General features: G+C 35.0%; 21 protein-coding genes. 7 read left to right on the top strand and 14 right to left on the bottom strand.

Features of this window, described 5'->3' with window-relative positions:
- Positions 1-47: 47 nt before the first annotated feature.
- Positions 48-2,027 carry an acetyl-CoA carboxylase biotin carboxylase subunit gene (locus ACJZL1_RS00840; RefSeq protein ID WP_419247291.1) on the top strand — a complete coding sequence of 660 codons (1,980 nt, stop codon included), beginning with the start codon at positions 48-50 and terminating at the stop codon, positions 2,025-2,027.
- Here the strand turns inward: ACJZL1_RS00840 and ACJZL1_RS00835 are convergent.
- Genes ACJZL1_RS00835 through ACJZL1_RS00810 form a run of 6 tightly spaced genes read right to left on the bottom strand, consistent with a single transcriptional unit; the run spans position 2,010 to position 6,659 of the window.
- Complete coding sequence (locus ACJZL1_RS00835; protein ID WP_419247290.1) at positions 2,010-3,083, bottom strand: COX15/CtaA family protein; 1,074 nt, start codon at positions 3,081-3,083, stop codon at positions 2,010-2,012. The two genes, ACJZL1_RS00840 and ACJZL1_RS00835, sit on opposite strands and share 18 nt — an antisense overlap.
- Positions 3,065-4,663 carry a glycosyltransferase family 2 protein gene (locus tag ACJZL1_RS00830; RefSeq protein WP_320109935.1) on the bottom strand — a complete coding sequence of 533 codons (1,599 nt, stop codon included), beginning with the start codon at positions 4,661-4,663 and terminating at the stop codon, positions 3,065-3,067. Before ACJZL1_RS00830 ends, ACJZL1_RS00835 begins: the two co-directional genes overlap by 19 nt.
- Before the next feature lie 14 nt (positions 4,664-4,677).
- Entirely contained in the window at positions 4,678-5,154 is a 477-nt protein-coding gene (locus ACJZL1_RS00825) for a hypothetical protein (protein ID WP_265034361.1), read from the bottom strand.
- Positions 5,155-5,162: 8 nt separating this feature from the next.
- Positions 5,163-5,642 (bottom strand): hypothetical protein, encoded by a 480-nt coding sequence (locus ACJZL1_RS00820; protein ID WP_265034362.1) that lies wholly within the window; start codon positions 5,640-5,642, stop codon positions 5,163-5,165.
- A gap of 3 nt (positions 5,643-5,645) precedes the next feature.
- Positions 5,646-5,873: a F0F1 ATP synthase subunit C gene (locus ACJZL1_RS00815; RefSeq protein WP_265026588.1), complete on the bottom strand. Its 228-nt coding sequence runs from the start codon at positions 5,871-5,873 to the stop codon at positions 5,646-5,648.
- A gap of 60 nt (positions 5,874-5,933) precedes the next feature.
- Entirely contained in the window at positions 5,934-6,659 is a 726-nt protein-coding gene (locus ACJZL1_RS00810; RefSeq protein ID WP_265026587.1) for a F0F1 ATP synthase subunit A, read from the bottom strand.
- A gap of 235 nt (positions 6,660-6,894) precedes the next feature.
- Between ACJZL1_RS00810 and ACJZL1_RS00805 the strand changes: the two genes are divergently transcribed.
- Positions 6,895-7,182 (top strand): hypothetical protein, encoded by a 288-nt coding sequence (locus ACJZL1_RS00805; RefSeq protein WP_419247289.1) that lies wholly within the window; start codon positions 6,895-6,897, stop codon positions 7,180-7,182.
- A gap of 114 nt (positions 7,183-7,296) precedes the next feature.
- Positions 7,297-9,636 carry a phenylalanine--tRNA ligase subunit beta gene (pheT, locus tag ACJZL1_RS00800; protein WP_265026585.1) on the top strand — a complete coding sequence of 780 codons (2,340 nt, stop codon included), beginning with the start codon at positions 7,297-7,299 and terminating at the stop codon, positions 9,634-9,636.
- Here pheT and ACJZL1_RS00795 read toward each other — a convergent pair.
- The 6 genes from ACJZL1_RS00795 to hemJ all read right to left on the bottom strand — a co-directional run bounded on the left by ACJZL1_RS00795 (position 9,630) and on the right by hemJ (position 19,129).
- Positions 9,630-12,353 (bottom strand): hypothetical protein, encoded by a 2,724-nt coding sequence (locus ACJZL1_RS00795; protein ID WP_419247288.1) that lies wholly within the window; start codon positions 12,351-12,353, stop codon positions 9,630-9,632. The genes pheT and ACJZL1_RS00795 overlap by 7 nt on opposite strands.
- A gap of 54 nt (positions 12,354-12,407) precedes the next feature.
- Complete coding sequence (gene ileS / locus ACJZL1_RS00790; protein WP_419247287.1) at positions 12,408-15,701, bottom strand: isoleucine--tRNA ligase; 3,294 nt, start codon at positions 15,699-15,701, stop codon at positions 12,408-12,410.
- Positions 15,702-16,029: 328 nt separating this feature from the next.
- Positions 16,030-17,349 (bottom strand): tRNA (N6-isopentenyl adenosine(37)-C2)-methylthiotransferase MiaB, encoded by a 1,320-nt coding sequence (miaB, locus tag ACJZL1_RS00785; RefSeq protein WP_265026582.1) that lies wholly within the window; start codon positions 17,347-17,349, stop codon positions 16,030-16,032.
- Positions 17,350-17,538: 189 nt separating this feature from the next.
- Positions 17,539-18,495: an IS5 family transposase gene (locus ACJZL1_RS00780; protein ID WP_264735368.1), complete on the bottom strand. Its 957-nt coding sequence runs from the start codon at positions 18,493-18,495 to the stop codon at positions 17,539-17,541.
- Positions 18,480-18,647: a hypothetical protein gene (locus ACJZL1_RS00775; protein WP_419247286.1), complete on the bottom strand. Its 168-nt coding sequence runs from the start codon at positions 18,645-18,647 to the stop codon at positions 18,480-18,482. The genes ACJZL1_RS00780 and ACJZL1_RS00775 overlap by 16 nt, the downstream gene beginning before the upstream one ends.
- A 53-nt stretch (positions 18,648-18,700) precedes the next feature.
- Positions 18,701-19,129, bottom strand: a complete 429-nt coding sequence (hemJ, locus tag ACJZL1_RS00770; RefSeq protein WP_265026302.1) for a protoporphyrinogen oxidase HemJ — start codon at positions 19,127-19,129, stop codon at positions 18,701-18,703.
- 65 nt (positions 19,130-19,194) lie between these two features.
- Here hemJ and pdhA point away from each other — a divergent pair, with 65 nt between their 5' ends.
- A complete protein-coding gene (gene pdhA / locus ACJZL1_RS00765; RefSeq protein WP_341818618.1) occupies positions 19,195-20,175 on the top strand; it encodes a pyruvate dehydrogenase (acetyl-transferring) E1 component subunit alpha in 981 nt (326 codons plus the stop codon).
- Here pdhA and ACJZL1_RS00760 read toward each other — a convergent pair.
- Complete coding sequence (locus tag ACJZL1_RS00760) at positions 20,168-20,356, bottom strand: hypothetical protein (RefSeq protein WP_419247285.1); 189 nt, start codon at positions 20,354-20,356, stop codon at positions 20,168-20,170. The genes pdhA and ACJZL1_RS00760 overlap by 8 nt on opposite strands.
- Positions 20,357-20,447: 91 nt before the next feature.
- Here ACJZL1_RS00760 and ACJZL1_RS00755 point away from each other — a divergent pair, with 91 nt between their 5' ends.
- The 3 genes from ACJZL1_RS00755 to ACJZL1_RS00745 all read left to right on the top strand — a co-directional run bounded on the left by ACJZL1_RS00755 (position 20,448) and on the right by ACJZL1_RS00745 (position 21,856).
- Positions 20,448-21,404: an IS5 family transposase gene (locus ACJZL1_RS00755; RefSeq protein WP_264735368.1), complete on the top strand. Its 957-nt coding sequence runs from the start codon at positions 20,448-20,450 to the stop codon at positions 21,402-21,404.
- Positions 21,405-21,615: 211 nt separating this feature from the next.
- A complete protein-coding gene (locus tag ACJZL1_RS00750) occupies positions 21,616-21,780 on the top strand; it encodes a hypothetical protein (protein ID WP_419247284.1) in 165 nt (54 codons plus the stop codon).
- Positions 21,728-21,856, top strand: coding sequence for a hypothetical protein (locus tag ACJZL1_RS00745; protein WP_265026416.1), 129 nt, complete (start codon positions 21,728-21,730; stop codon positions 21,854-21,856). Before ACJZL1_RS00750 ends, ACJZL1_RS00745 begins: the two co-directional genes overlap by 53 nt.
- 968 nt (positions 21,857-22,824) lie before the next feature.
- Here the strand turns inward: ACJZL1_RS00745 and dapE are convergent.
- Positions 22,825-24,021, bottom strand: coding sequence for a succinyl-diaminopimelate desuccinylase (gene dapE, locus ACJZL1_RS00740; protein WP_419247283.1), 1,197 nt, complete (start codon positions 24,019-24,021; stop codon positions 22,825-22,827).
- Positions 24,022-24,048 lie beyond the last annotated feature (27 nt).

The raw sequence follows: 24,048 nt of genomic DNA, 5'->3' as shown, positions 1-24,048 counted from the left end.
ATGATATAGAAATTTACTTTCTTAACTTAAGAAAGTATACTCATAAGATGACGGAAAAGAAGTACAGTAAGATTTTAATAGCAAACAGAGGGGAAATTGCCTGCAGGATTATCAGAACTGCTCGTAGGATGGGTATATCTTGTGTATGCGTATATTCGGATGCGGATATAAATTCTGTGCATGTAAGACAAGCAGATGAGTCAAGATATATCGGCCCTTCGCCATCTTGTCTCAGTTATTTAAACATTGAAAAAATATGTGAAGTAGCAGTTGAAACAGGTGCTGAGGCAGTTCATCCTGGCTACGGTTTTTTAGCAGAAAATCCAGATTTTCCACGTGCTCTTCAAAAACATAATATAGACTTCATCGGTCCCAGTGCAGAAACAATAGAAGTTACAGCCAACAAAATAACAGCAAAAGAAGCGGCAAGAAAAGCTGGAGTGAATGTAGTGCCAGGATATATGGGTAAGATCAGCGATGCTGCCCACGCAGCTCAAGTTGCTGAAGAGGTCGGTTTTCCCGTTATGCTCAAAGCTGCATCAGGCGGTGGTGGCAAAGGAATGCGAATTGTAAATTCCAAAAAAGAAATTGAACTAGCGTTCACATCAGCAACAAATGAAGCAGAGAAAAGTTTTAAGGATGGCAGTATCTTTATAGAGAAATATATAGAGTTACCAAGACATATTGAAATACAAATCATAGCAGATAAATATGGCAATATAGTGTGTCTTGGAGAAAGAGAATGCTCGATACAAAGGAATAATCAGAAAATAATAGAAGAAACTCCAAGTCCATTCATTAGTGAAGAAGTAAGACAAAAAATGTATGCCCAATGTGTTTCTTTAGCAAAGCAAGTTGGCTATTTTTCAGCAGGTACTGTTGAGTTTGTTGTAGATAAAGACCAAAACTTCTATTTTCTTGAGGTAAATACGAGATTACAAGTTGAGCATCCAGTAACAGAATTTATAACTGGAATAGACATAGTAGAAGAAATGATTAGAACTTCCTGTGGAGAAAAATTGAGATTCAATCAGGATGATATTAAACTTACTGGTTCTGCAATAGAAAGTAGAATTTGCGCTGAAGACCCATCAAAGAAATTTTTCCCTTCCAGCGGAAGAATAAAATATTACGATAACCCGGATGAAAATGATTATGTAAGAATAGATGATGGAGTTGCTGCAGGTTCAGAAATTAGCACGTTCTATGACTCAATGATTGCAAAAGTTATAACATATGGAAAAGATAGAGTAGAAGCGATCAGTAGAATGCAAAAAGCATTGTCTGAATGCTATATAGAAGGAGTAACAAATAATATAGAATTTCTAGAATCCATCTCCCATCACCCAAATTTTATTGCAGCAAAGCTCCACACGAGATTCATTCCAGACCATTACCCTAGTGGGTTTCACGGCGATTTTGTTACAGAAGAATATATAAAAGTATTTATTTTTGTTTCGTTATATGTTTATTTAGAAAACGAAGAAAAGTACCATCATAAAGCAGTGAATGAAACGCTTGTAGTTGTAATAAATGACAATAAGTACTCTGTAAATGCAAAGTACCAAGATAATATATTAACAACAGTATATAACCACAATACATACTCTGTAGTAGGCAAGTGGAAATCAAGTTATAGGTTGCTAAACATCACGATTAACGATGATACCGATATAACACTTAAAGTAGAAAAACAAGGCAGCAAATACTTCATAAGACATGCAGGCATGAAAGCTGAGTGTTGTATATTTAAACCTCATGTAGCTGAATTAAGTAAGTTAATGCTAAATAATGAAACAGCAGGGATTTCAGTAGATGCTGTAAAATCCCCAATATCTGGCTTATTAGTTAAGTTGCACGTAAATACAGGAGATCAGGTGGAAATAGGACAACCTTTATTTGTGGTGGAGGCAATGAAAATGGAAAATATTATATGTGCTGAAGCAGCAATGGTGATAAAAAATATTCCCGTTCAAGAAGGAAAAAATGTGCAGATTGGTGATGTAGTATTAGCTCTGCTTTCTTAAATAACACAAGAAGTATAAACTTGACCCAAACAAGATAAATGAAAACACTTGATGAGCTATGGCAATGGCTATTGGTATGTGCAATAATAGAGTAATTACACCCAAAATGATCTGAATGATAACGGAGAGCAGCATAATATATACCGGTTTTACGCTAGCATTTTTTACTGTGAGTATTACTACCAAAGCTAGTATTAGCAATGCCAGTGCTCGATGTATAAATTGCACTGTCACTCTGTTCTCAAAGATATTCAGCCATATAGGGTGTAAGAAAAATAAATCTTCTGGAACGATTTGTCCGTCCATTAGTGGAAAGGTATTGTAAATTAAACCAGCATTTAATCCCGCAACAAACGCACCGAAAATTATTTGTATTACAATTAGAATCAGAATAAGTATTGTGTAATATATACTACTGTTAGTAGATTGAAATCCTGTCATCTCAGTGTCACGCACTGGGATGACATCTTTCTTGGTGAAAGTTACTCTTATATCGCAATGTTCGTGCAGTTGCGTACGTGACGCTGGCTGATAATCAAAAAATTGATACGATAATAGTGCAAAAATAACTAATGCTAATAATAAGTGAAGTGCGAGCCTATAGTGGCTAACATGAGGCTTGGCTACCAAGCCGCTTTTTACCATATACCAACCAGCAAAAGCTTGCAGCGCTCCAAATAATAAGACTATCAATAGCCTTATTACTACCTTTTTAGATATTTTTCTTCTTAATGTAAAATATATAAATGGCAGGACAAAAACTAAACCTGTTAGTCTTGCAACCAATCTGTGTACATATTCTATTAAGTATATAGCGCGAAACTCCTCTATACTCATACCATAGTTAAGTGCTTTATATTCAGGTGTAGCTTCGTATTTTAATTTTTCTTGTAGCCAGTCTTGTTCACTCAGTGGTGGTAATGTTCCAGTAATGGGTTTCCACTCCGTGATTGACAATCCTGCTTTTGAAAGTCTGGTAAATCCACCAATCCCCACCATGAGAATTACCATGATATAGCAGAGAAAAAGCCAAATAGCTACAGGTTTTGATTCCATAAACCATGCTGAGTTTTGTTCCATCGCTCAGGGTAAAGAATAAATTCCCACAAGGCAAGAAAAGCTGCAACACTATGTAGCAGACTATAGACCGGAAAAAATATCGATACTATATAAAAATAAAAAGGCATCTTTTGCTGTTTGACAGCTATTACCAAAAGAATCAGGTTAGTAACGTATACCACTAAAAAGTAGTACAAAAATAATTCATTTAAAACTTTAGTTAATATCAATGAAAGCAGTAAAAATGGAGTAGTAAAAAATATAAAAGCTGCAGAGCCAACAAAAAGATTCAATAGCAAAATTCCCTTAAATCCAGTGTGTTTATAAAGTGACTTTATATTTTTTAAATGAACAATATAAGTTTGCATATAGCCTTTGATCCAGCGCGCTCTTTGCTTAATCCAAGCAAATACAGCAATTGGTGACTCTTCCAATGTTTCTGAGTCAATCATCCTGGTTTTATAGCCCATTTGCGCAAGTCTCAAACCGAGGTCAGCATCTTCGGTAACACTATAAGCATCCCAGAAAAACACTTTTTTTAGAATTTTTACTGAAAAATGATTACTGCTACCACCCAAAGGCATTGGCATGTTCATTTTTTGGAATCCAGGCAATAAGTATTGAAACCAGTTCATATACTCCAGAGAAAAGGATTTTGTGAGAAAATTATAATCACAATTATAGTAATTTAATTTTGCTTGTACACAGGCAAGCTTATTGTCGTCCTTATTAAATTCAATCAGTGCTTTTTTTAACTGCAATGGGTCTGGTTTATCGTCCGCATCATATATTACCACATACTTTCCTCTGGCAAAGCTCATAGCATAATTGCATGACTTGGCTTTTGTTCTAGGCAAAGAATGAGGCACTTTTATTACTTCAAAATACTGCGGTAAAGTATACTTTTCTATAGCTGCTAGCGTTTCCTGGTCATCACTTTCTACCTGAAGCTTCACATCTAATTTTGATTTTGGATAATCCAAACTTTCAATGCTTTCGATCAATTGCTCTATCACTGCACTTTCTTTAAAAGCAGGCAATAAAATAGTATATATAGGAAAATCTTCTTCATTCAGCTTACTATAATCCACTTTTTGGTTGGAGGTTTCACATAAGTTAAAAATTGTAGCTATAAACTTGAATAAATAACTAGAACAGCCGATTATAAATATCAACATCAAAGCAAAATATGTATATTTCTCTGTTAGTGTTAAAATTGAAGTTACAATAAAGAAAGAAGCAAAAAATATTGAGCTTAGTTTAATGCTTTTAGCTGAAAAATTAGGATTCTTGTAATATAAGTAGTTGCTTGCAAATTCTGAAATACCAAAGTGCGAGTTAAGAAGATTTAAAATCTGTTCGCTATCCACTTTTATTAATACATAGTCAATACCGTAATGAGCTTCGACCCAACGGTTGACATCTCGGCTTGTGTCTTCAACCATAAAAAAAGTAGTATCATTTAATTTTTGCCAAGGAATTATATTAAATTTATAGTAAAAAAGTTTCTCTGGCTCTTTGCACAAACTAGAATCAAACTTAATTTTTTCTACATTATCAGCTTGAAGTATAGGCAATTGTTGCATTAAACCTAATGCAATTTTTTATTTAAGTTACGTGAAAATGAAGATATGACCTCGCTACTACGCTTATCATCTTTACGTTCATGCATTATTTTTTTTACAGCATCAGCAGCTATATTTGTTGTGTTAGCCTGTAAATCTCCAAGAGCTTTTTCAACTTGGTCAGTGACTTTCTTCAAATTAGAATGGGCATTGTCATCTAACGTCTGATCCAGCTGCTGTCTATTGTGCTTAATGATACTATTAGCTTTATCAAGTGCTTCATTCATCATTTTATTAACTTCTGCATCTAATTTTTTGTATTTTTCAGAAGATTTTTTGTAATACTCTAACATATCTTTTCTGAATTTTTCAGTTTCTTCACTTGAAAATCTGCTTTTGTTACGCTTATTGTTAAGCGCATTTTTTATCACTTTCTTCAGCAATTTATACGAAAGAACAAGGCCTACCAAGAAGGCAAGACCGATAATCAGTGATGCAGACATAAAAACTCCTAAAACTCTTTGGACACCAAGTCAGCAATAAATTTCTCTTCAATTTCAGAATTAGTCAATTTAGTATAATAAATTAAAGCAATACTAGTAGCCATTTGTTTTAACTGATCAGTATATTCAGATTTAAATTCTGCCACTTTTTCTTCAATAAGCTTGCTCTTTTTTTTGTCTTCCTCTTCTAATATACTCTTAACATTAGCTCTCATTTCTTCTACCTGAGCAAGTGCATCATCTATGATCCTTTTTGCCTGTATTCTAGCTTGGTTTAAAGCGGCATTATACTTGGCAATCTGATCTTCCGTAAGTCTTAAAAGATGAACAGAACTACTAAAAGAATCCAATACTTCTTTACTTCTAGTGCTTATTATTTCATCTAACTTTGGCAAAAATAAACAACTTACTACGAAAAAAAGTGAAGAGAAAAAAATTAAAAACCAAAAAACTTGAGAAAAGAAAGTTGAAACATCAAGTTGTGGCATATGTCAAGCAACAAATATTAACAATAGCGCAAGTAGAAACGCAAATAATCCCATTGCTTCAACTAAAGCTGCTCCTGTATAGACATATTTTTTCATTTTATCTTCTGATTCAGGGTTTCTTGCAAGCCCATTTAACATAGTAGAAAATATATTTGCCACACCCAAAGCTGCTCCGAGCATTCCAAATATAGAAAAACCAATCGCTACAAATTTTAAAGCTTCTAAATCCATATATTACCTTTAACTATTTCTTTACAGTATTAATTATAAAATATCCTGTAGGGAAGTCAATTATTTTACTGCATCTGATAAATATACACATGTTAAAGAGGTGAATATATAAGCTTGTAGAATTGCAACGAACACTTCAAACCCTATTAATGCGATTATAAATAAAAATGGTATAGGGGTTAGAACCACGTTCATGTTTACGATAAACCCTGCTATTACTTTGATAATTGTATGACCTGCAATCATGTTTGCAGCAAGCCTTATTGATAAGCTTATAGGCCTTGCCAGGTAAGCAAATAACTCAATAAAAATCATCATGGGTGCAAGCCACAAAGGAGTTCCTTTTGGTAGCAATATGCGTAAAAATTCTACTCCCCTTTCTTTAAATCCAACAATCGTTATATAAGTAAAAACTACCATCGATAAAGCGAAGGTGACTATCACATGACTTGTGACCGTGAAACTATAAGGAAGAATACCAACCAAATTACATGATAAAATGAAAATAAATACTGTGAATATCAATGGAATGTGCTGCAAGCCTTTGCTTCCAGTGTTATTTTCTATTATTGAAACAACAAAATCATATACATATTCAACTGCAGCTTGCAAATATCCTGGTATTACTGACCCCTTCTTTATTCCAAAAAGCAAAAAGAGTATCACCAATATCACCGAAATCATCGTGAAAAAAGATGAATTGGTAAAGCTTACGTCATACCCAAATAACCTAGGTAACTCTATTACCGTATATACTTTAAACTGCTCCAGCGGATTTAATGCCATTTTAATCTGAATTATCAACAGTAAATAAAGTATGAATTTTATAGGACAAAGTCAAGGGTTAAGATTATGTGGGGCTCTGTATCATTATAGCATTAGCATGTTAACAAAATATGTAATTAGAATGCCAATTATAGCCAGCGCTGTGTTTTAAAATTTACCAATCTTATTAAATTATTCAATATCTTGACTTAACATCTTATTTTAATTATAATTTAATTTTTAGTGAGGTATTATTATGAACGAAATAGATTTTATTAACACTAATCATCCTTTAAACTTAGAGCAAGAATTTGGTAGTAGATATATTAGATTCACTGACGGTTATTTTGATGAGAATACCGGTGGTTATGGAATGATAGGTCAAGTATTAGATGAAAATCATAACACGTTAGGACCACTAACCGTTGGCGGCTATGTTTGTCATTTTCACCATGATGACCATAAGGTTAATCTTCAGTATCTCATGGAAGTAAACTTAGAAGGTGATATGGAAAAGATACTTTCTCTTAAGAAAGGTATATAATTACGTAAGTAGGCTTTTTTATTGTTTCTTGCAATATGGGAGCCATTTACTACAACAAACTTTAAAAGCACCGCATTTTATATTACAATAACTTTTTTGTTTCTTGTTAGATCGATGAAATTCACGTTATCTTGGTTACTGGAGTATTTAGAAACCAATGCTAGTTTAGAAGAAATTATCGATAAATTAACTCATATAGGGTTAGAAGTAGAAGATATTATTGATAATGCCAAATTAGCTGGGTTTGTTGTTGCAGAAGTATTAGAGGTGATACAGCATCCAAATGCTGATAAATTAAAATTATGTAAAGTAAATGATGGGAGTAAAATTCTACAAATAGTTTGCGGAGCAAACAATGTTAGAGAAGGTATGAAAACTGTGCTTGCATCTCTTGGTAGCACATTGCCAGAAAGTGATTTCACAATCAAGCCCACAAAAATACGAGGAGTGCTAAGTGAAGGGATGCTCTGCTCTGCTTCTGAACTTGCGCTGGTTCAAGAGGAAAGTGAAGGAATAATCGAGCTTTCCGATGATTATAAAGTAGGGGATAAATTTTTCAATTGTGACCCTGTAATTGATATAAATGTTACTCCAAACCGTGGAGATTGCTTAGGCATTTATGGAATAGCTCGCGACCTTGCTGCAACTGGAATTGGGACATTAAAGACTTTAAGCATTCCACAACTTACCAGCTCCATAAATTCACCAATCGATGTTGAAGTTACTGACGGGGAAAGTTTTATTAGTGGAATATACATCGCCAATGTAAAAAATCAAGAAAGCCCAAAATGGTTAAAAGATAGGCTGGAATCGATAGGAATGCGCTCCATTTCTGCAATAGTTGATATCACGAACTATATTATGATATCTTTCAGCCGCCCAATGCACGCGTATGATGCAAAAAAAATAGAAGGAGAGCTCACAGTACGCAAAGCAAACGACGGAGAAAAATTTGCTGGTTTGAACGGTAAAGAATACTTATTAAACACGGACACAAGCGTTATTGCAGGTGATAAAAATATTCATGCAATTGCTGGAATTATGGGTGGTAAGTGCAGTGAATGTACTCTTGAAACTACTGATATCTTTTTAGAGTCTGCTTGGTTTGACCCTATATCTATCGCTAAATCTGCAAGGCAGATGAATATCTCCACAGACGCTAGTTACAGATTTGCACGTTCAGTTGATCCTGGATTTACCCTTGAGGGACTCAATCTTGCAGCTAAAATGATTTTGGACTTATGTGGTGGAGAAACCTCAAGCGTAGTGTCTGCTGGCAGCTTAGATAGGACTGACACCAAGGTGAGCTTTGACTATCAGGATGTGAACAAGTTTGGAAGTGTGTCTGTATCGCCTGATGAAGTGTTCGATATCTTAACGAAACTAGGGTTTAGTATTGATAAAAAAACCGAAGGCAGTTGGAATGTACAAGTACCAAGCTGGAGATCGGACGTGACAATACCTGCTGACCTAATTGAAGAAGTAACAAGGATATACGGCTATGACAAAATAAAAGAAGAACCACTACCAAATAATGTTGAAGAAGTAGATAGTACATACGACAATTTGCGTATTTTGATGACAAACAGAGGGTTTCATGAAGTGCTAACCTGGTCGTTTATGAGTGAATCAACAGCTGAAAAATTTGGTTACTCGAATAAGTTATTTATCATCGATAACCCATTTAATAACAACTTCAATATAATGAGACCAAGTATCATACCAAATTTATTGCAAGTCACTGCTGATAATATTGCCCATGGAATATCTGATCTTGCAATCTTCGAAATTGGGCCGATTTACGATGGTGGAGCTCAGTCTAAACATGTTTTAAGTGGAATAAGAACAGGAAATAATTTGCCGAGAAACCATTATAATACTGATAGGAAAGTAGATGTTTTTGACGCAAAGGCTGATTGCATAGCAGCTTTGGAGTTTTTTAACGTCAATTGTGATAATTTAACGATAGAAAGAGCAGAAAAAGAATATTACCACCCAAGAAAGTCAGGCACTCTCTCTTTTAAGAATAAAGTAGCAGATTATTTTGGAGAACTGCATCCGAGTATACTGGATTTTTTTGATATCAAGCAAAAAGTTGTAGGTTTTGAGGTAATACTAGAAAATATTGAAAATTTACCTGTAAGTAGAAAGAAATTTATCGACTATAAATACCAAAGTGTAAAACGTGATTTTGCATTTATTGTAAATAAGGATGTGAAAGTAGGTAACATAATCAATGTGGTAAAAAAAAGCTCAGAGCTCATCACAGAAGTTTTAGTATTTGACGTATACCATGGAAATAATATAGAACCGAATAAGATGTCTATAGCATTGTCAGTTACTTTCTGCTCTCCAATCCACACTTTAACTGAAAAAGAGATCCAAAAAGAATCAAGTGCTATAGTTAATTTAGTATATGAAAATACCAGAGGAACTTTGAGAACTCATCATTGAGCCACAATCATAGTTTCCTGCTTTGGCTGTGCCAAGCTTACCTCATCTAATCTACTTCCAACCTTGAATTCAATATCCTTAAAAAATCTATCCCACATTCCATACAAATGATCTTTTATCTTAGGCCATACATCATTTTTAAATGTTTCTCCTTCATCAGAAAATAAATCACCTAAAAAAGCCCCAGCTTTCTCATAACTTGACTCGAAATGTTGAAGAAATGTCTCCACTTCCTTATAAGAGGTGTGTGCTACATCTAACGCTTTTCCTTCTGTACTCTCATCCCCATGTATTGCAACGACAAGGCCTGTTTTAATATACCCCCAACATGTCCAAAAAGATTTCACAGGTTGCAAAAGTGAACTCTTATCATTTTTTGGCACATTATTTATTATATTTTCCACCAACCTATCTATCAAAGGAGACAATAAATTTTGACTAAAATGTTTGATATTATCTTTTGTTTTAATTACAGGATATTTGATGCATCTTTCTGCTAAACAGTACTCAAGTTCTGCTTTCTCGAATAATTTCTTGATTTCTTTTTCATTAAAAGTTTCTTGCTTAAGCACCTCCAACAACTTATCTTCTATTACTGCAAATTTTATTTTTTCACGAGATTCTAGTTCTTCTCTGTAATCATTTGTTGCTTTTTCATTTATCAATAATCTTTCTTTTTTTAACTCTAATTGTTCTAATGCTTCCAGAATTTCTTGGTTATTTTCCAAGTGCATCTCTATTAACTTTGTATTTGGATGTTCTTTTCCCTTGCTATTTTGCTCATCTTTTAAGTATTTATTTAAATCCTTATTTCCTTCTATTATTTTTCTTAACAGTATAGGTTGTTCAGGTCTTTCCAAGTATTTTTCAATTCTCATTCGATGTGAATTAATCTCTTTCACTAGATCTGGTGCCTCTTCCTTTAATAACTCACATGAATCCTCTATACCCTTTGCTTGGCCTTTAAACAAACTTTGCGTTTCACATTTCGTTATTTCTAAATACATCTTTTCTATAAAGTCATTCACTTTATCCGAAGTCTTTGTTTCATTTAATTCACTAAGATCTTCTGCTAAAGATTGCTTTATTTTGTTATCTGATTTATTCAGTAGAGTTTGAATAGTCCTTATTCTCGATTCTATTAGCCTTTTCTCAACCTCTTGATCATCATATTCGAATTTAAAAAGATCTTCTAATTTTCTTTTTAATGCACCATCTGTTAAGCTACCGTTTTTCCTATTTTTATGCATCTCTTTTAGTTCTTCACATATCCTGTTGTATCTCTCTTGACCTTTTTCTTTTAAATGTTTAATTTTTTCTTCCGCACTACCCAGAGCTTCCTCTGTTGTTTGATGGTACATATCCCTATAAACATCAATTATTGTTCTCTTAGCTATCTTCTTTTCTTGTATAAGCTGCCTCCATTCCGCTCTAAATATAAGAAGCGCCTTATCTTCTAAAACATCTGGTACTTTTGCTCCTGCTTTTTTTAGATCTTTTATTATCATTTCTTTTTCACTTGGCAATTCCTTACCTTGGCTCTCCAACTCTTGTTTCACTAATATATCTCTTAGCACGTTTTCTAATGAAAAACCTTCTTTTCTTTTTTGTGCAAATTTAATTGCTTGTATAAAGGCAACTTGATAGGCGTTGTATATTAAGTGACTTGTCAATTTAGGACCTATACTATTTACTACTTCCACTCTGAATTCGTTCAACAATTCCTTCAGCTTATCATATGTAATATCTTTCTTTTCTAGCTTCATCAGCTCTTCCATAGTCTTCGCAAACTCTTGAATCGAAGTTGCAAGCACATTCTTGATTTCATTACGCAAAGGCTTAAGACCATTTTTTAAGTGGATATTAGCTGACAATTTCAGTATGGTATTATGTTCTGAATCACGTGCAACATTAAACCAACTACCATCTTTATCTTCGTATAAATCTCTAAGTAATTGTTCAAATTGCGGTGGAAACTTAACTTCCATATCCCACTGAATGTCTGACTTACCAGCATCTATTTCACGAAAAGATACCTCAATATTTTGGTGTTCATTTTGACATAACCCACTACTCACTTTCAGAACAGCAATCAAAGAATGAGATAATTTTCTATTTAAAAGATAAAAAGTATCTAAGGCAGGTGTTGCAGGAATAAGCAAGAGTAGAAGTATAGGTATACTAACAAGAACCGCGATTGAAGCAAGAACACCATATGCCAATCTTTTTGCTGTACTTTCACTTACTTCACTTTTTTTTGTTTTATTCTCTCCTGAACTGATTTGTGTCTTATCATTTGTTTTTAATTTATTATATACGGCTAATCCTAACGCAGTAAAAACTATATAAGGAAACATTAAAACCGATAGTGCTAAATTCAACGCTTGTTTTTCCGGACAAGCTTGGTTTATCTCTTTAAATATCCTACTTGATATATTATACCAAGAAGTAAAAAAATCAGAGTTATAATCTTTATAATGAAATATACTGAGTGGAACGTCAAAACCAGCAGCTACACTATCAAAAAATTCTTCTTGTTCTTTCGGAATGCGAGCAGATTCTCGCAGAATATTAATATTAGTTGACCAATCTTGTTCCTCTAAAGCATCAAAAAACTCTTCTTCCTCTTCCAAAGTAACATTGGAAGTAGATTCTACTTTACCTAAATCACCACTATTGTTAACAACTTCTTCATAATCATCTGCAACAGCATTCATACCATAACCTTATCCAAGTACTTTAAGTATAGCACAAACACTGACGATTTTCAACTACTGACAATCTAACTTAATATCAACACTTAAATCCTGATATTCCTTAGAATAAAAGTTAGTTCCAATTTCTGTATTAATTTCTAAAGATAAGGAAAGAGTCTGCTCTTTTATGTATTCACCCCATGTATTTATTGCTTTCTTAATTTCCTCATCCTCTGTTTTGATTATTACTCTGATTCTATCTGATATATGAAAATCAGCTTGTTTTCTGGTTTCTTGAATGAGCCTCACGACATCTCTCGCTAACCCTTCTAGAATTAATTCATCATTTAGTTCAGTATTTAGAATGACAACTCCTTTGTTGTTATCAAACACAGCAGAATATCCACTATTTGCTTTTAACAATAGTTCATATTCGCCTTTTTCTATGATGTAATTTTCTGACTCATTACCTAAAAAAACTTGCTCATTTTCAACTTGCTTCCATTTTCCCTCTTTGACATATTGAACTAGTTTCTTAATTTTGCCTGGAACTCTCTTTCCAAGCATAGGAAAATTTAGTTTCAGTTCTAGTGATGCAACTTCTTTCAACTCACCTACTATTTCTAATTCTTTTACATTTACCTCGTCTTTTATCATCTCTTGATATTCATTCATGCTTGGTGTCATTCCAGCACTTAACCATTTCTTTTCTTTCTGGATCCCAGTGTCAGCTACTTGGATGACTGGAGAGAGCTCTGGGATGACTGGAGAGAGCTCTGGAATGACAGAGGGTTGTGTATCGTCAAGAAAACCGCAGGAAGACTGATGATAAATCGTCATACTACTAAGTGGTTGTCTGATACGTATGTTAAAAGTGTTTCTAATAGAGAGCGCAGAGTTGCATATTTCTCTTACCAAATCCATTTTAGCAATGAGCTCATTATCAAACTTCTCTAATTGTGGAAAATCAGCCAAATGAACAGATGTTTCTTTATACTTAAGCCCTTGCCATATAGTCTCTGTTATAAGTGGCAATAAAGGAGCTGCAGCTCTTAGTATGTAATAAAAAACCGTATATAGAACATTATAAGCATCAGTTTTATCCTGATCCAAATCACTTTTCCAAAAACGCTCGCGACTGCGACGAATATACCAATTATTCAGCACTTCAAAAAAGTTCATCAAAATTTTGCAAGCCTCTTGGGAGTTATAGCTGTTCATAGAAGCTTGGATACTTTCTACAGCTTCAAAACATTTGGAAATCATGTAGCAATCAATAGTACTGTGATAATCCTTACAAACTTCAGCTTTAATTCCATCTGCATTTGCATACATAGTAAAAAAGTGATAACTGTTCCAAATAGGTTTTATTACGTTTTTCAGAACATCTCGTATTGAGTTTCCTTCTTTATCGAGTAGCAAATTACCACCACAAACAACAGATCCAGAAAGCATAAGAAAACGCAGTGCATCAGAACCGTATCTATCAAAAACCTCCATTGGATCTGCATAGTTATTCAAACGTTTGGACAATTTTTGCCCTTTTACATCCAAAACAACACCATGGCATATGCAATTCTTAAACGGTTCACTGTCAAACAAAGCAGTAGACAATACAAAAAGTGTATAGAACCAACCTCTGGTTTGTGCTATGTACTCGGTAATAAAATCCGCAGGAAAGTTATTCTCAAACCATTCCTTATTTTCAAACGGATAGTGGACTTGCGCAAATGGCATCGAGCCAGATTCAAACCAACAGTCAAATACGTCAGGCACACGACGCATAATCGATTTTCCTGTTGGGTCATCAGGATTTGGTCTTGTTAAAGTATCGATAAATGGTCTGTGCAAGTCGTCTATTTTAACATTAAAATCTCTCTCCAGTTCTTCTATTGAACCATATACATCTACCCTTGGATATTTTGTATCATCTGATTTCCATACAGGGATTGGCGTACCCCAGAATCGATTGCGTGAAATTGACCAATCGTGTGCCCCTTCAAGCCATTTTCCAAATTGACCATCTCTAATGTGGTTTGGTATCCAATTAACTCTCTTATTTAGCTCTACCATTCTGCTTTTGAATTTTGTAACGGCAACGTACCAAGAAGGCATAGTGCGATAGATCAAAGGAGTGTCAGTTCTCCAGCAGTGTGGATAATTGTGAATATATTGCTCAGTCTTAAACCAACTCCCCTGCCCTTTTAATTTTTTTATTACTGTATCATTGGTATCAAAAACATGAACCCCTGCCAAATCTGAAACTTCAGCAGTAAATTTTCCACTGTTATCAATTGGACAAATAACTGGAATATCATGGCTTTGGCAAAGGTAAAAATCTTCCTCACCAAATCCAGGAGCAGTATGCACAACGCCAGTACCATCTTCTCCTGTAACATAATCAGCGATGAAAACGCGGAATGCATTTTTCGTATCTTTAAAGTAATCAAATAGTGGTTTATAAGAAAGACCTACAAGATCATTTGCTTCAAGTTTTATATTGCAGTTTTCATATGGAATATTGTTTTGTTCAGAGTGGCTGATAAATTTCTCTAGGTAGCTTTCAGCGAAGATGTGGATTTCACCATTGACTAATACTGCACAATACTCAATATCTTTCCCTATCGCCAAAGCCAAGTTGCTCGGCAACGTCCAAGGAGTTGTAGTCCAAGCAAGTAATTTACATACATTTTTAAACTGCTGTGGGTTTTCTAAAAGCTCAAATGCAACAGTTACAGCTTTGCTAGTCTTTTCTCTATATGCGTTATCAAGCCTTGTTTCAAAATTGGATAATGGAGTTTCGCACGCCCAGCTATATGGAACAACGCGCACTGATTCATACACCAGACCCTTATCATAAAGCTGTTTAAATGCCCACATGACCGACTCCATAAATGATTTATCCATAGTCTTATAGTCATTGTGAAAGTCTACCCACCTTGCTTGCCTATTTACATACTTTTCCCATTCTGATGAAAATTTCATTACAGAAGTACGGCAATGGTTATTGAATTTTTCAATGCCGAATTTTTCTATTTCAGTTCTACCAGATATTCCAAGTTCCTTTTCCGCACCCATCTCAGCCGGCAATCCATGGCAATCCCAGCCAAATCTACGTTCGACCCTTTTTTGCAGCATAGTTTGATATCTTGCAAATGCGTCTTTGATGAAACCAGTGAGTAAATGCCCATAATGCGGAAGGCCATTTGCAAATGGAGGGCCATCATAAAAGACAAAACAATTATCCTTAGAACGTTTCTCAACTGACCGCTCAAAAACTTTGTTTTCCTGCCAAAATTTTATGATTTCTTTTTCTAACGACGAAAAATCAGGACTACTTACTGTATCAGGATAATGCTTCATGTTCATTTTGACCGGATAAAGCCAAAGAATATAGGGCTTTCTAGAAAATTACAAATGCAAAAAGAAACAAACTTATTCCTGCACCCCACACCCTATAGCTAACACAATCCCACGTCATACCGCGATTCATTCGCGGTATCTCAGCTTAACCGTCATATCGTCACGGTATCTCTAGATCCCGCTAACAAGTAGCGGGATGACGGTTGTCGGTAAGCCTAAATTACTTTAGCTATAGTTGATAAACTTGAAATAAACTACGTGAAGTACTTCTATCTTGTTCTATAGGGGTACTTTCTCTCAATCAAAATAATTCTCTGATGGATGTCCAACAGAGCTATCCTGCACCACACCCCAACAAACTATTCTGCCGAGCTTCCAATACCTTCACATTTACTATTTTATCTCTATACTTCCCTTCAGGATCATCAATGCATACTGATTGCATATATGGGCTTTTACCAATAATTTGGTTTTGGTGTTTGCCTTTTTTATCGCTAAATAGAACAGGTATAGTTTTGCCTACCATACTCTGGTTAAACTCAAGTTGCTGTTCACTAATTAATTTCTGTAAACGAAGAAGGCGCTCTGTTTTAACCTCTTCTGGCACTTGATCTTTTCTTTCTGCTCCTGGTGTGCCTGGTCTTGGGCTGTATTTAAAACTATAAGCCTGAGCATATCTAACTTTTTCTACTAATTTCATAGTTTCTTCAAAATCTTTTTCGGTTTCTCCAGGAAAACCAACGATAAAATCAGAAGAAAATTCGATTTCAGGTTTCAATTTGCGAAATCTGTCTATTATTTCCAAATACTCCTCTGCAGTGTGTTTCCTGTTCATCACGCGCAATATTTTATTCGAACCTGACTGCACAGGCAGGTGAACAAACGGCATGAGTTTTGACTCTTCCGCATGTGCCAAGTAGAGAGATTCATGCATATCTCTTGGATGAGAAGTTGTATAACGAATCCTCTCTAGCTTTTCAATTTTAGCAATATGACTAATTAATTTTCCTAAATCCCACACTTCCCCTTCGCATTCCCCATGGTAAGCATTGACGTTCTGACCAAGCAAATTGATCTCATTTGCCCCATTTGCAACTAATTTCAATACTTCGCGAAATATTTCATTTACTGGTCGTGAGTACTCAGCTCCACGAGTGTAGGGCACTACACAAAATGTACAAAACTTATCACAACCTTCTTGTATGGAAAGAAACGCAGAAGATCCTTGGCTATTGCCGTAACATTCATCTGGCAATTTATCAAACTTTGCAACTTCCGGAAAATCAGTATTTATTACATGACCTTTACTTCTGCTTGCTTTGACTATCAGTTCTGGTAAAGCGGCAATGCTTTGCGGACCAACAACAATATCCACAAATGGGGCTCTTCTGAACACTTCTTCTCCCTCTGCTTGCGCTACACATCCAGCCACCACTATAGTCATTTCTTTTCTTGATGAATGAATCCTTCCAAGCTCTGAGTAAAGCTTTTCTGCTGCCTTCTCTCTAATATGGCAAGTATTCAATATCACCAAATCAGCTTGTTCTGCATCACTAACAACGTTGAACCCTAGAGGCTTAACTATATTCTCCATTAAAACGGAGTCATAAACGTTCATCTGACAGCCGTAAGTTTTGATGTATAGGCCTTTCATATTTGGTATATCTTTTTCAAAACCCTACATACAATCACATTAAATGTCTAACAGAATAAACACGCACACCCCAGCGCGTGACGCTAGTAAACTTGCTAGCACAATAGATTTTGACAAAATTATACGAAAAACTGGATTCCAGTGGGCTTTGTTGCATAGCACCTTAAGCAGTGATGGTTTACGACAAATTTATGTAATGATTTCAAATTTAGCCATACCAATATCAGTGAATTTGTTGAGCAAATAGCACTTAATTAGTAATTCTTTTTCACGATTTACTTCAGATTTATTCCTAAAGCTAAATCCAAATACTTGCTTCAACCTTGAGAAAAATCCTTCTATGTAAGATCTCTTTCCATAAATTGCTTCCTTTTTCCACTCTTTTACACCATCTTGTCCATATAATTTTATTAACCTAATAGCAGCATTTCTGTCAGACATATAATCTATTTTTGAATGTTCTGCTGCATCCTTTTTTGGTAGAACTTTTGTCTTTATATCGTATTTCTTACACAATTTATAAAGTTTGTGCCTATCGTATGCCCTATCTGCATATAATGCTTTTATTTTGTGCTGAAAATTAACTTCTTCAAGCAAATCGCAAGCTCCATAGTGGTCAGAGTAGACGCCATTACTGTATCTTGCAGCTATAGCTTTTTTACTATTCACACTTAACATAACATGTAACTTTCTTACTTGCTCGTAGCTTCGGTACTTTCTATCTGCACTGTTTTCCTTACTGTGGCCAGGAGTGTTACTGTAAATGCTGATACTTGTGCTATCTATGATAATTTCAATATTTTCCATGTTGCTTTTATCAACCCTGCAATCATTTATCTTAATATTAAGTTTTTTAAACCTTCTTGATGCTTGTGAATAGCTGATAACTGCCAAATTTTTTCCTATTTGTTGCAGATATCCTTTTATAAACCCCACCGTTTGTCTTAAACCAATTCTAAAAAGATTGACAATTATATGCACCAAAATTACGACTTTATCACTGTAAATATAGTTGCCGCCCTGCATTTTTGGACTATTTTCATACCAATTTTCGATAGCTTCATCGATGTAACGAAAAATATTTCCCCTTTTTTCAAGGAATTTGTTATATTCGTTTTGGTTACTGACTTTCATTTTCTGTGGCATATTTTTTCTTCAACAGTTAAATGGTTATTTATAATGAATTTTGTCAGTAGCCACCAGATTTTTTCGGTTGCTATGCAACAAAGCCATCCCAGTGTCAAGCACTGGGATGACAAGAAAGGGAGCACTGGAATTTTTATTTCAGTATTGTACATTAGCCATGCATCTGAACAGATACGAGCTTTCTGCTTTTTTTGGGTAAGGTCAGTCAAAAAGGTTTTACAACAACCATAATAACTATAACTATTATCAATACTGTAACTGCTTCATTTAAAACACGAAAATAAACGTGTTTTTTTTCATTTGAACCCATTGCAAAATCTTTTCTGTATTTTGCAAGCAGTCCATGAATAGCAAACATAAAAAATAATGCTAGTGCTTTCACATGAAACCACCCTTCACGATATGCTTCTCTTATAATCATTAATGTCATTCCCAAACCAAGTGAGAAAAGCATTGCAGGGTTTATGATATATCTAAGTAGCCTCTTTTCCATTGTTTGAAGCAAGCTATCATTTTCCGATCCCGGTTTTACAGTTGCGTGGTAGACATAAAGCCTGGGTAAATAAAGCATACCTGCCATCCACATAATGACGGAGATAATGTGAAAAGCTTCAAGCCAGTGGTAGTAATCCATTGAGATTTATTATAAAATGTTAAAAATTTCTGATATTATTTTAGTTTAATGAAAAAGAAATCGATATGAAAGCAGAAAATTTCACTAAAGAACAGATAATTGGATTCTACAGGAAAATGCTACTCATACGCAGATTTGAGGAAAAAGCAGGACAATTATATGGGATGGGATTAATAGGCGGGTTCTGTCACCTATCAATAGGACAGGAAGCAGTTGCAGTTGGAACTCAAGCTGCATCAAAATTAGGTGACGCTTTTATCACAAGTTATAGAGACCATGGCTTAATGCTCGCATGTGATTCTGATCCAAATGTTGTAATGGCAGAACTCACTGGCAAAGAAACAGGATGCTCGAAAGGTAAAGGTGGTTCGATGCACGTATTTGACGTTGAAAAAAAATTCTTCGGTGGACATGGAATAGTGGGAGCACAAGTTCCAATTGGCACAGGAATAGCATTTGCTAATAAATATAAGAAAAAAGATAACGTGGTATTCACGTATTTTGGTGACGGTGCTGCAAATCAAGGACAAGTATATGAATCATTTAATATGGCAGCTTTGTGGAAGTTGCCTGTGGTTTACATCATAGAAAATAACGAATACGCAATGGGAACTTCTGTGCAAAGATCAACTTTAGTAACAGAGTTATATAAAAGAGGAGAAAGTTTTGGTATTTCTGGAAAACAAGTTGATGGAATGGATTTTTTCTCTGTTTATGCGGCTACAAGCGAAGCAGCGGAACACACACGCAGCGGAAAAGGGCCTATCCTGCTTGAAATGAAGACATATCGATATCGCGGCCATTCGATGTCAGATCCTGCTACTTATCGCTTAAAAGAAGAAGTTGAAGATATGAAGCAAAATCATGACCCTATAGGCACTTTAAAGAAATACATGATAGATAATAAAATTGCTTCAGAAGAAGAATGTAAAGTAATTGATAAGGAAGTACGTGATTTAGTAAAAAAGTCGGAAGATTTTGCCAAAAATAGTAAAGAACCAAGCGTTGATGAGTTGTATACTGATGTTTATAAATTTGTTAGCTAATTTTTTTATCCAGAACTGTACAAACATTGTAATAGTAAACGATGTCATCCAAGTAGCTCCTTCTCCCATCATCCAAGTGCCCTCCTTTTTTTGTCATCCCAGTGCCCAGACTACTTGGATCCAGGAAAAAGAATGGTGTCATCCAAGTAGCCTCCCCCCCTGTCATCCCAGTGCTTGACACTGGGATGGCTTTGTTGCATAGCAACCGAAAAAATCTGGTGGCTACTGACAAAATTCATTATAAATAACCATTTAACTGTTGAAGAAAAAATATGCCACAGAAAATGAAAGTCAGTAACCAAAACGAATATAACAAATTCCTTGAAAAAAGGGGAAATATTTTTCGTTACATCGATGAAGCTATCGAAAATTGGTATGAAAATAGTCCAAAAATGCAGGGCGGCAACTATATTTACAGTGATAAAGTCGTAATTTTGGTGCATATAATTGTCAATCTTTTTAGAATTGGTTTAAGACAAACGGTGGGGTTTATAAAAGGATATCTGCAACAAATAGGAAAAAATTTGGCAGTTATCAGCTATTCACAAGCATCAAGAAGGTTTAAAAAACTTAATATTAAGATAAATGATTGCAGGGTTGATAAAAGCAACATGGAAAATATTGAAATTATCATAGATAGCACAAGTATCAGCATTTACAGTAACACTCCTGGCCACAGTAAGGAAAACAGTGCAGATAGAAAGTACCGAAGCTACGAGCAAGTAAGAAAGTTACATGTTATGTTAAGTGTGAATAGTAAAAAAGCTATAGCTGCAAGATACAGTAATGGCGTCTACTCTGACCACTATGGAGCTTGCGATTTGCTTGAAGAAGTTAATTTTCAGCACAAAATAAAAGCATTATATGCAGATAGGGCATACGATAGGCACAAACTTTATAAATTGTGTAAGAAATACGATATAAAGACAAAAGTTCTACCAAAAAAGGATGCAGCAGAACATTCAAAAATAGATTATATGTCTGACAGAAATGCTGCTATTAGGTTAATAAAATTATATGGACAAGATGGTGTAAAAGAGTGGAAAAAGGAAGCAATTTATGGAAAGAGATCTTACATAGAAGGATTTTTCTCAAGGTTGAAGCAAGTATTTGGATTTAGCTTTAGGAATAAATCTGAAGTAAATCGTGAAAAAGAATTACTAATTAAGTGCTATTTGCTCAACAAATTCACTGATATTGGTATGGCTAAATTTGAAATCATTACATAAATTTGTCGTAAACCATCACTGCTTAAGGTGCTATGCAACAAAGCCCACTGGGATCCAGAAGACTTAATTTCAACCAAGTGACTGCATAATAAAGGCTAGATCCCAGTGTCAGGGCACTGGGATGACAAAAAAAGGAGCACTGGAATGACAGCAGTCCTACGTCATACCTCGATTCATTCGCGGTATCTCTTAGCCGCTAACAAGTAGCGGGATGACGGTTGTCAGGCTAGCCTGTCATCCCAGTGCCCTGACTACTTGGATCCAGGAAAAAGAATGGTGTCATCCAAGTAGCCTCCCTCCCCTGTCATCCCAGTGTCCCTATGATGTCATCCCAGTGCTTGACACTGGGATGGCTTTGTTGCATCGCTACTTATGAAAGGCTAACTATAGTTAGGATTATAAGCAACCTATTGAAAATCTTGTTTTTTTGCAATCAATCTGATCAAATTTAAGAATAGTAATTTATTATTTATATTAATAAACTTAATTCTATTGAAAATAGCTAAAGCATTGAAATTCTTGAATTTTAGCCGGATTAGTGAGTGGTAGTGAAATTTCTTTTACTCAAATTTAGGTATTCACTGACCGTTCTTGTTATAAATACCAGAATAATAAGCTACTGATATTCTCCATCTTTTTTATCTTTAATCCATCATAGCTAGCGATGCAACAAAGCCCACTGGGATCTAGCAAGCTTTGCTTGCAAACAAGTCTAATACGCGTCGCGTTTTATGCCAAAACACAATTGGAGTTACATGCAAAATAGATCCCAGACTGGGATGACAAAAAAAGGAGCACTGAAATGACAGCAGTCCTACGTCATACCTCGATTCATTCGCGGTATCTCTTAGCCGCTAACAAGCAGCGGGATGACGGTTGTCGTTTAGCTATAAATGTTTAAGAAATTTACCAAACAAAAAAAAAGGCAAAAGAAGCCCCGTGGTTATTATCCGCTTTAAAATATTGGCGTTTTTTATGTTTCAAACGCTTGACAAGCAAGATTTAGCTGCTTTTAATTGCAACTAACTTACGCTGCAAATGTTTAAGAAATTTACCAAGCAGAAAAAAAGACAAAGAATCCCCGAGTTAGCTAGTCTTTCACTATCTCTGTCAAGTATTGGCATTTTTTGATGTCTTGTAACGCTTTATAAGCGCGTTCAGCTTATTTAGATAAAAATCTAGATGTAGATGAAGTTTTGTAAAGACATACAGTATCTATATACTGCAAAAAATTGAACATAAGACGCCGATACATTAAGTAATCCTTACCTTTTAATCTGCAGATTGGCGAAAGCAAATACAATAGCTTCAGTTTCATGATAAGGGGGCTGGCGAAGGGTGTCAAGCAAGTTTTTATAGCTCTCATGGTTTTTGCTGGAATGATACTAGTTGTTACTCAAACAACAGTTATGCAAGAGATCTAAGCTAACAATGGACCACTAGATATATTACTAACTACGTTGACCTGATTCAATATTTTATTAGTGGGATTGAAATAATTTTCTATAAATTCCTTATATATAGCTGTTAACTTGTGTATATCGTCTACTAATACGCATTCATTTGTCTGATGTGCGGTTTTGTTGATTATACCAAATTCAATCACTGGACAAACATCTTTGATAAACGCAGCATCAGATGTGCCACCACTTGTGCTCAGCACAGCATCAATACTGGTAACTTTATTTATCGCATCAAGCATAATATCAGTATTTCTATCGGGAGTAGAGAGGAAAACATCCCTGCTGCTATGCATAGAAAGTTTATAATCGTTAGTTACACTGGAGCATATTTCATCAATCAGCTTATATAAGCTGTCAGGTGTTTGTGTATTGTTATATCGAATGTTAAAACGTGTAGTTGCTGAACCAGGTATTAGATTGCTAGTATTATTTCCAACATCGATAGTAGTAACTTCGCAATGTGAAGGCTGAAAATATTTATTACCATGATCAAAAGTAGTATTTTTTACCTTACTCAATATCGATATTACCTTATATATTGGATTATCTGCTAGGTCTGGGTAGGCAACGTGCCCTTGTTTTCCATGGCAAATTAATTCAAATGTTACAGAACCTCTTCTGCCTATTTTTATGGTATCACCTAATTTCTCACTACTGGTTGGTTCGCCAACCACACAAAAATCTATCTTTTTCTGCTTACTTTTCATCCATTCCAAAACTGCCTTTGTTCCATATTCTTCCGTGCTTTCTTCAGCACTGGTAATCAATGCACTTATCGAACCATTAAATTGAAACTTCTCTGCAATCAAATTTACCATAGCAGCAATAAATGCAGCTACTCCGCTTTTCATATCAGCAGCCCCTCTTCCATATAACATTCCATCTCTAACTTCTGGATTAAATGGACCAAATGCCCAATCTTTTAATTGACCTGGTGGCACAACATCAACATGCCCAGCAAAGCACAAATTTGGTACTCCATTTATATATTTCGCATAAAGATTTTTAACTTTATCACCAAACTCTAAAATTTCACAGTCAAAGCCACTTTTCTTGAAGATTGTTGCTATATGCTCTATTGCCCCGCCGTCCCTTGGTGTTATACTCTCAAAAGAGATCAATTTCTTAGTTAGCTCTACAGGGTCAATTTTCATGTCAACCTTAAAATAATTATATTGCTA

This window comes from Wolbachia endosymbiont of Rhagoletis indifferens (genome assembly GCF_048537595.1).
GTDB lineage: Bacteria > Pseudomonadota > Alphaproteobacteria > Rickettsiales > Anaplasmataceae > Wolbachia.
This window is presented reverse-complemented; position numbering and strand designations above follow the sequence as displayed.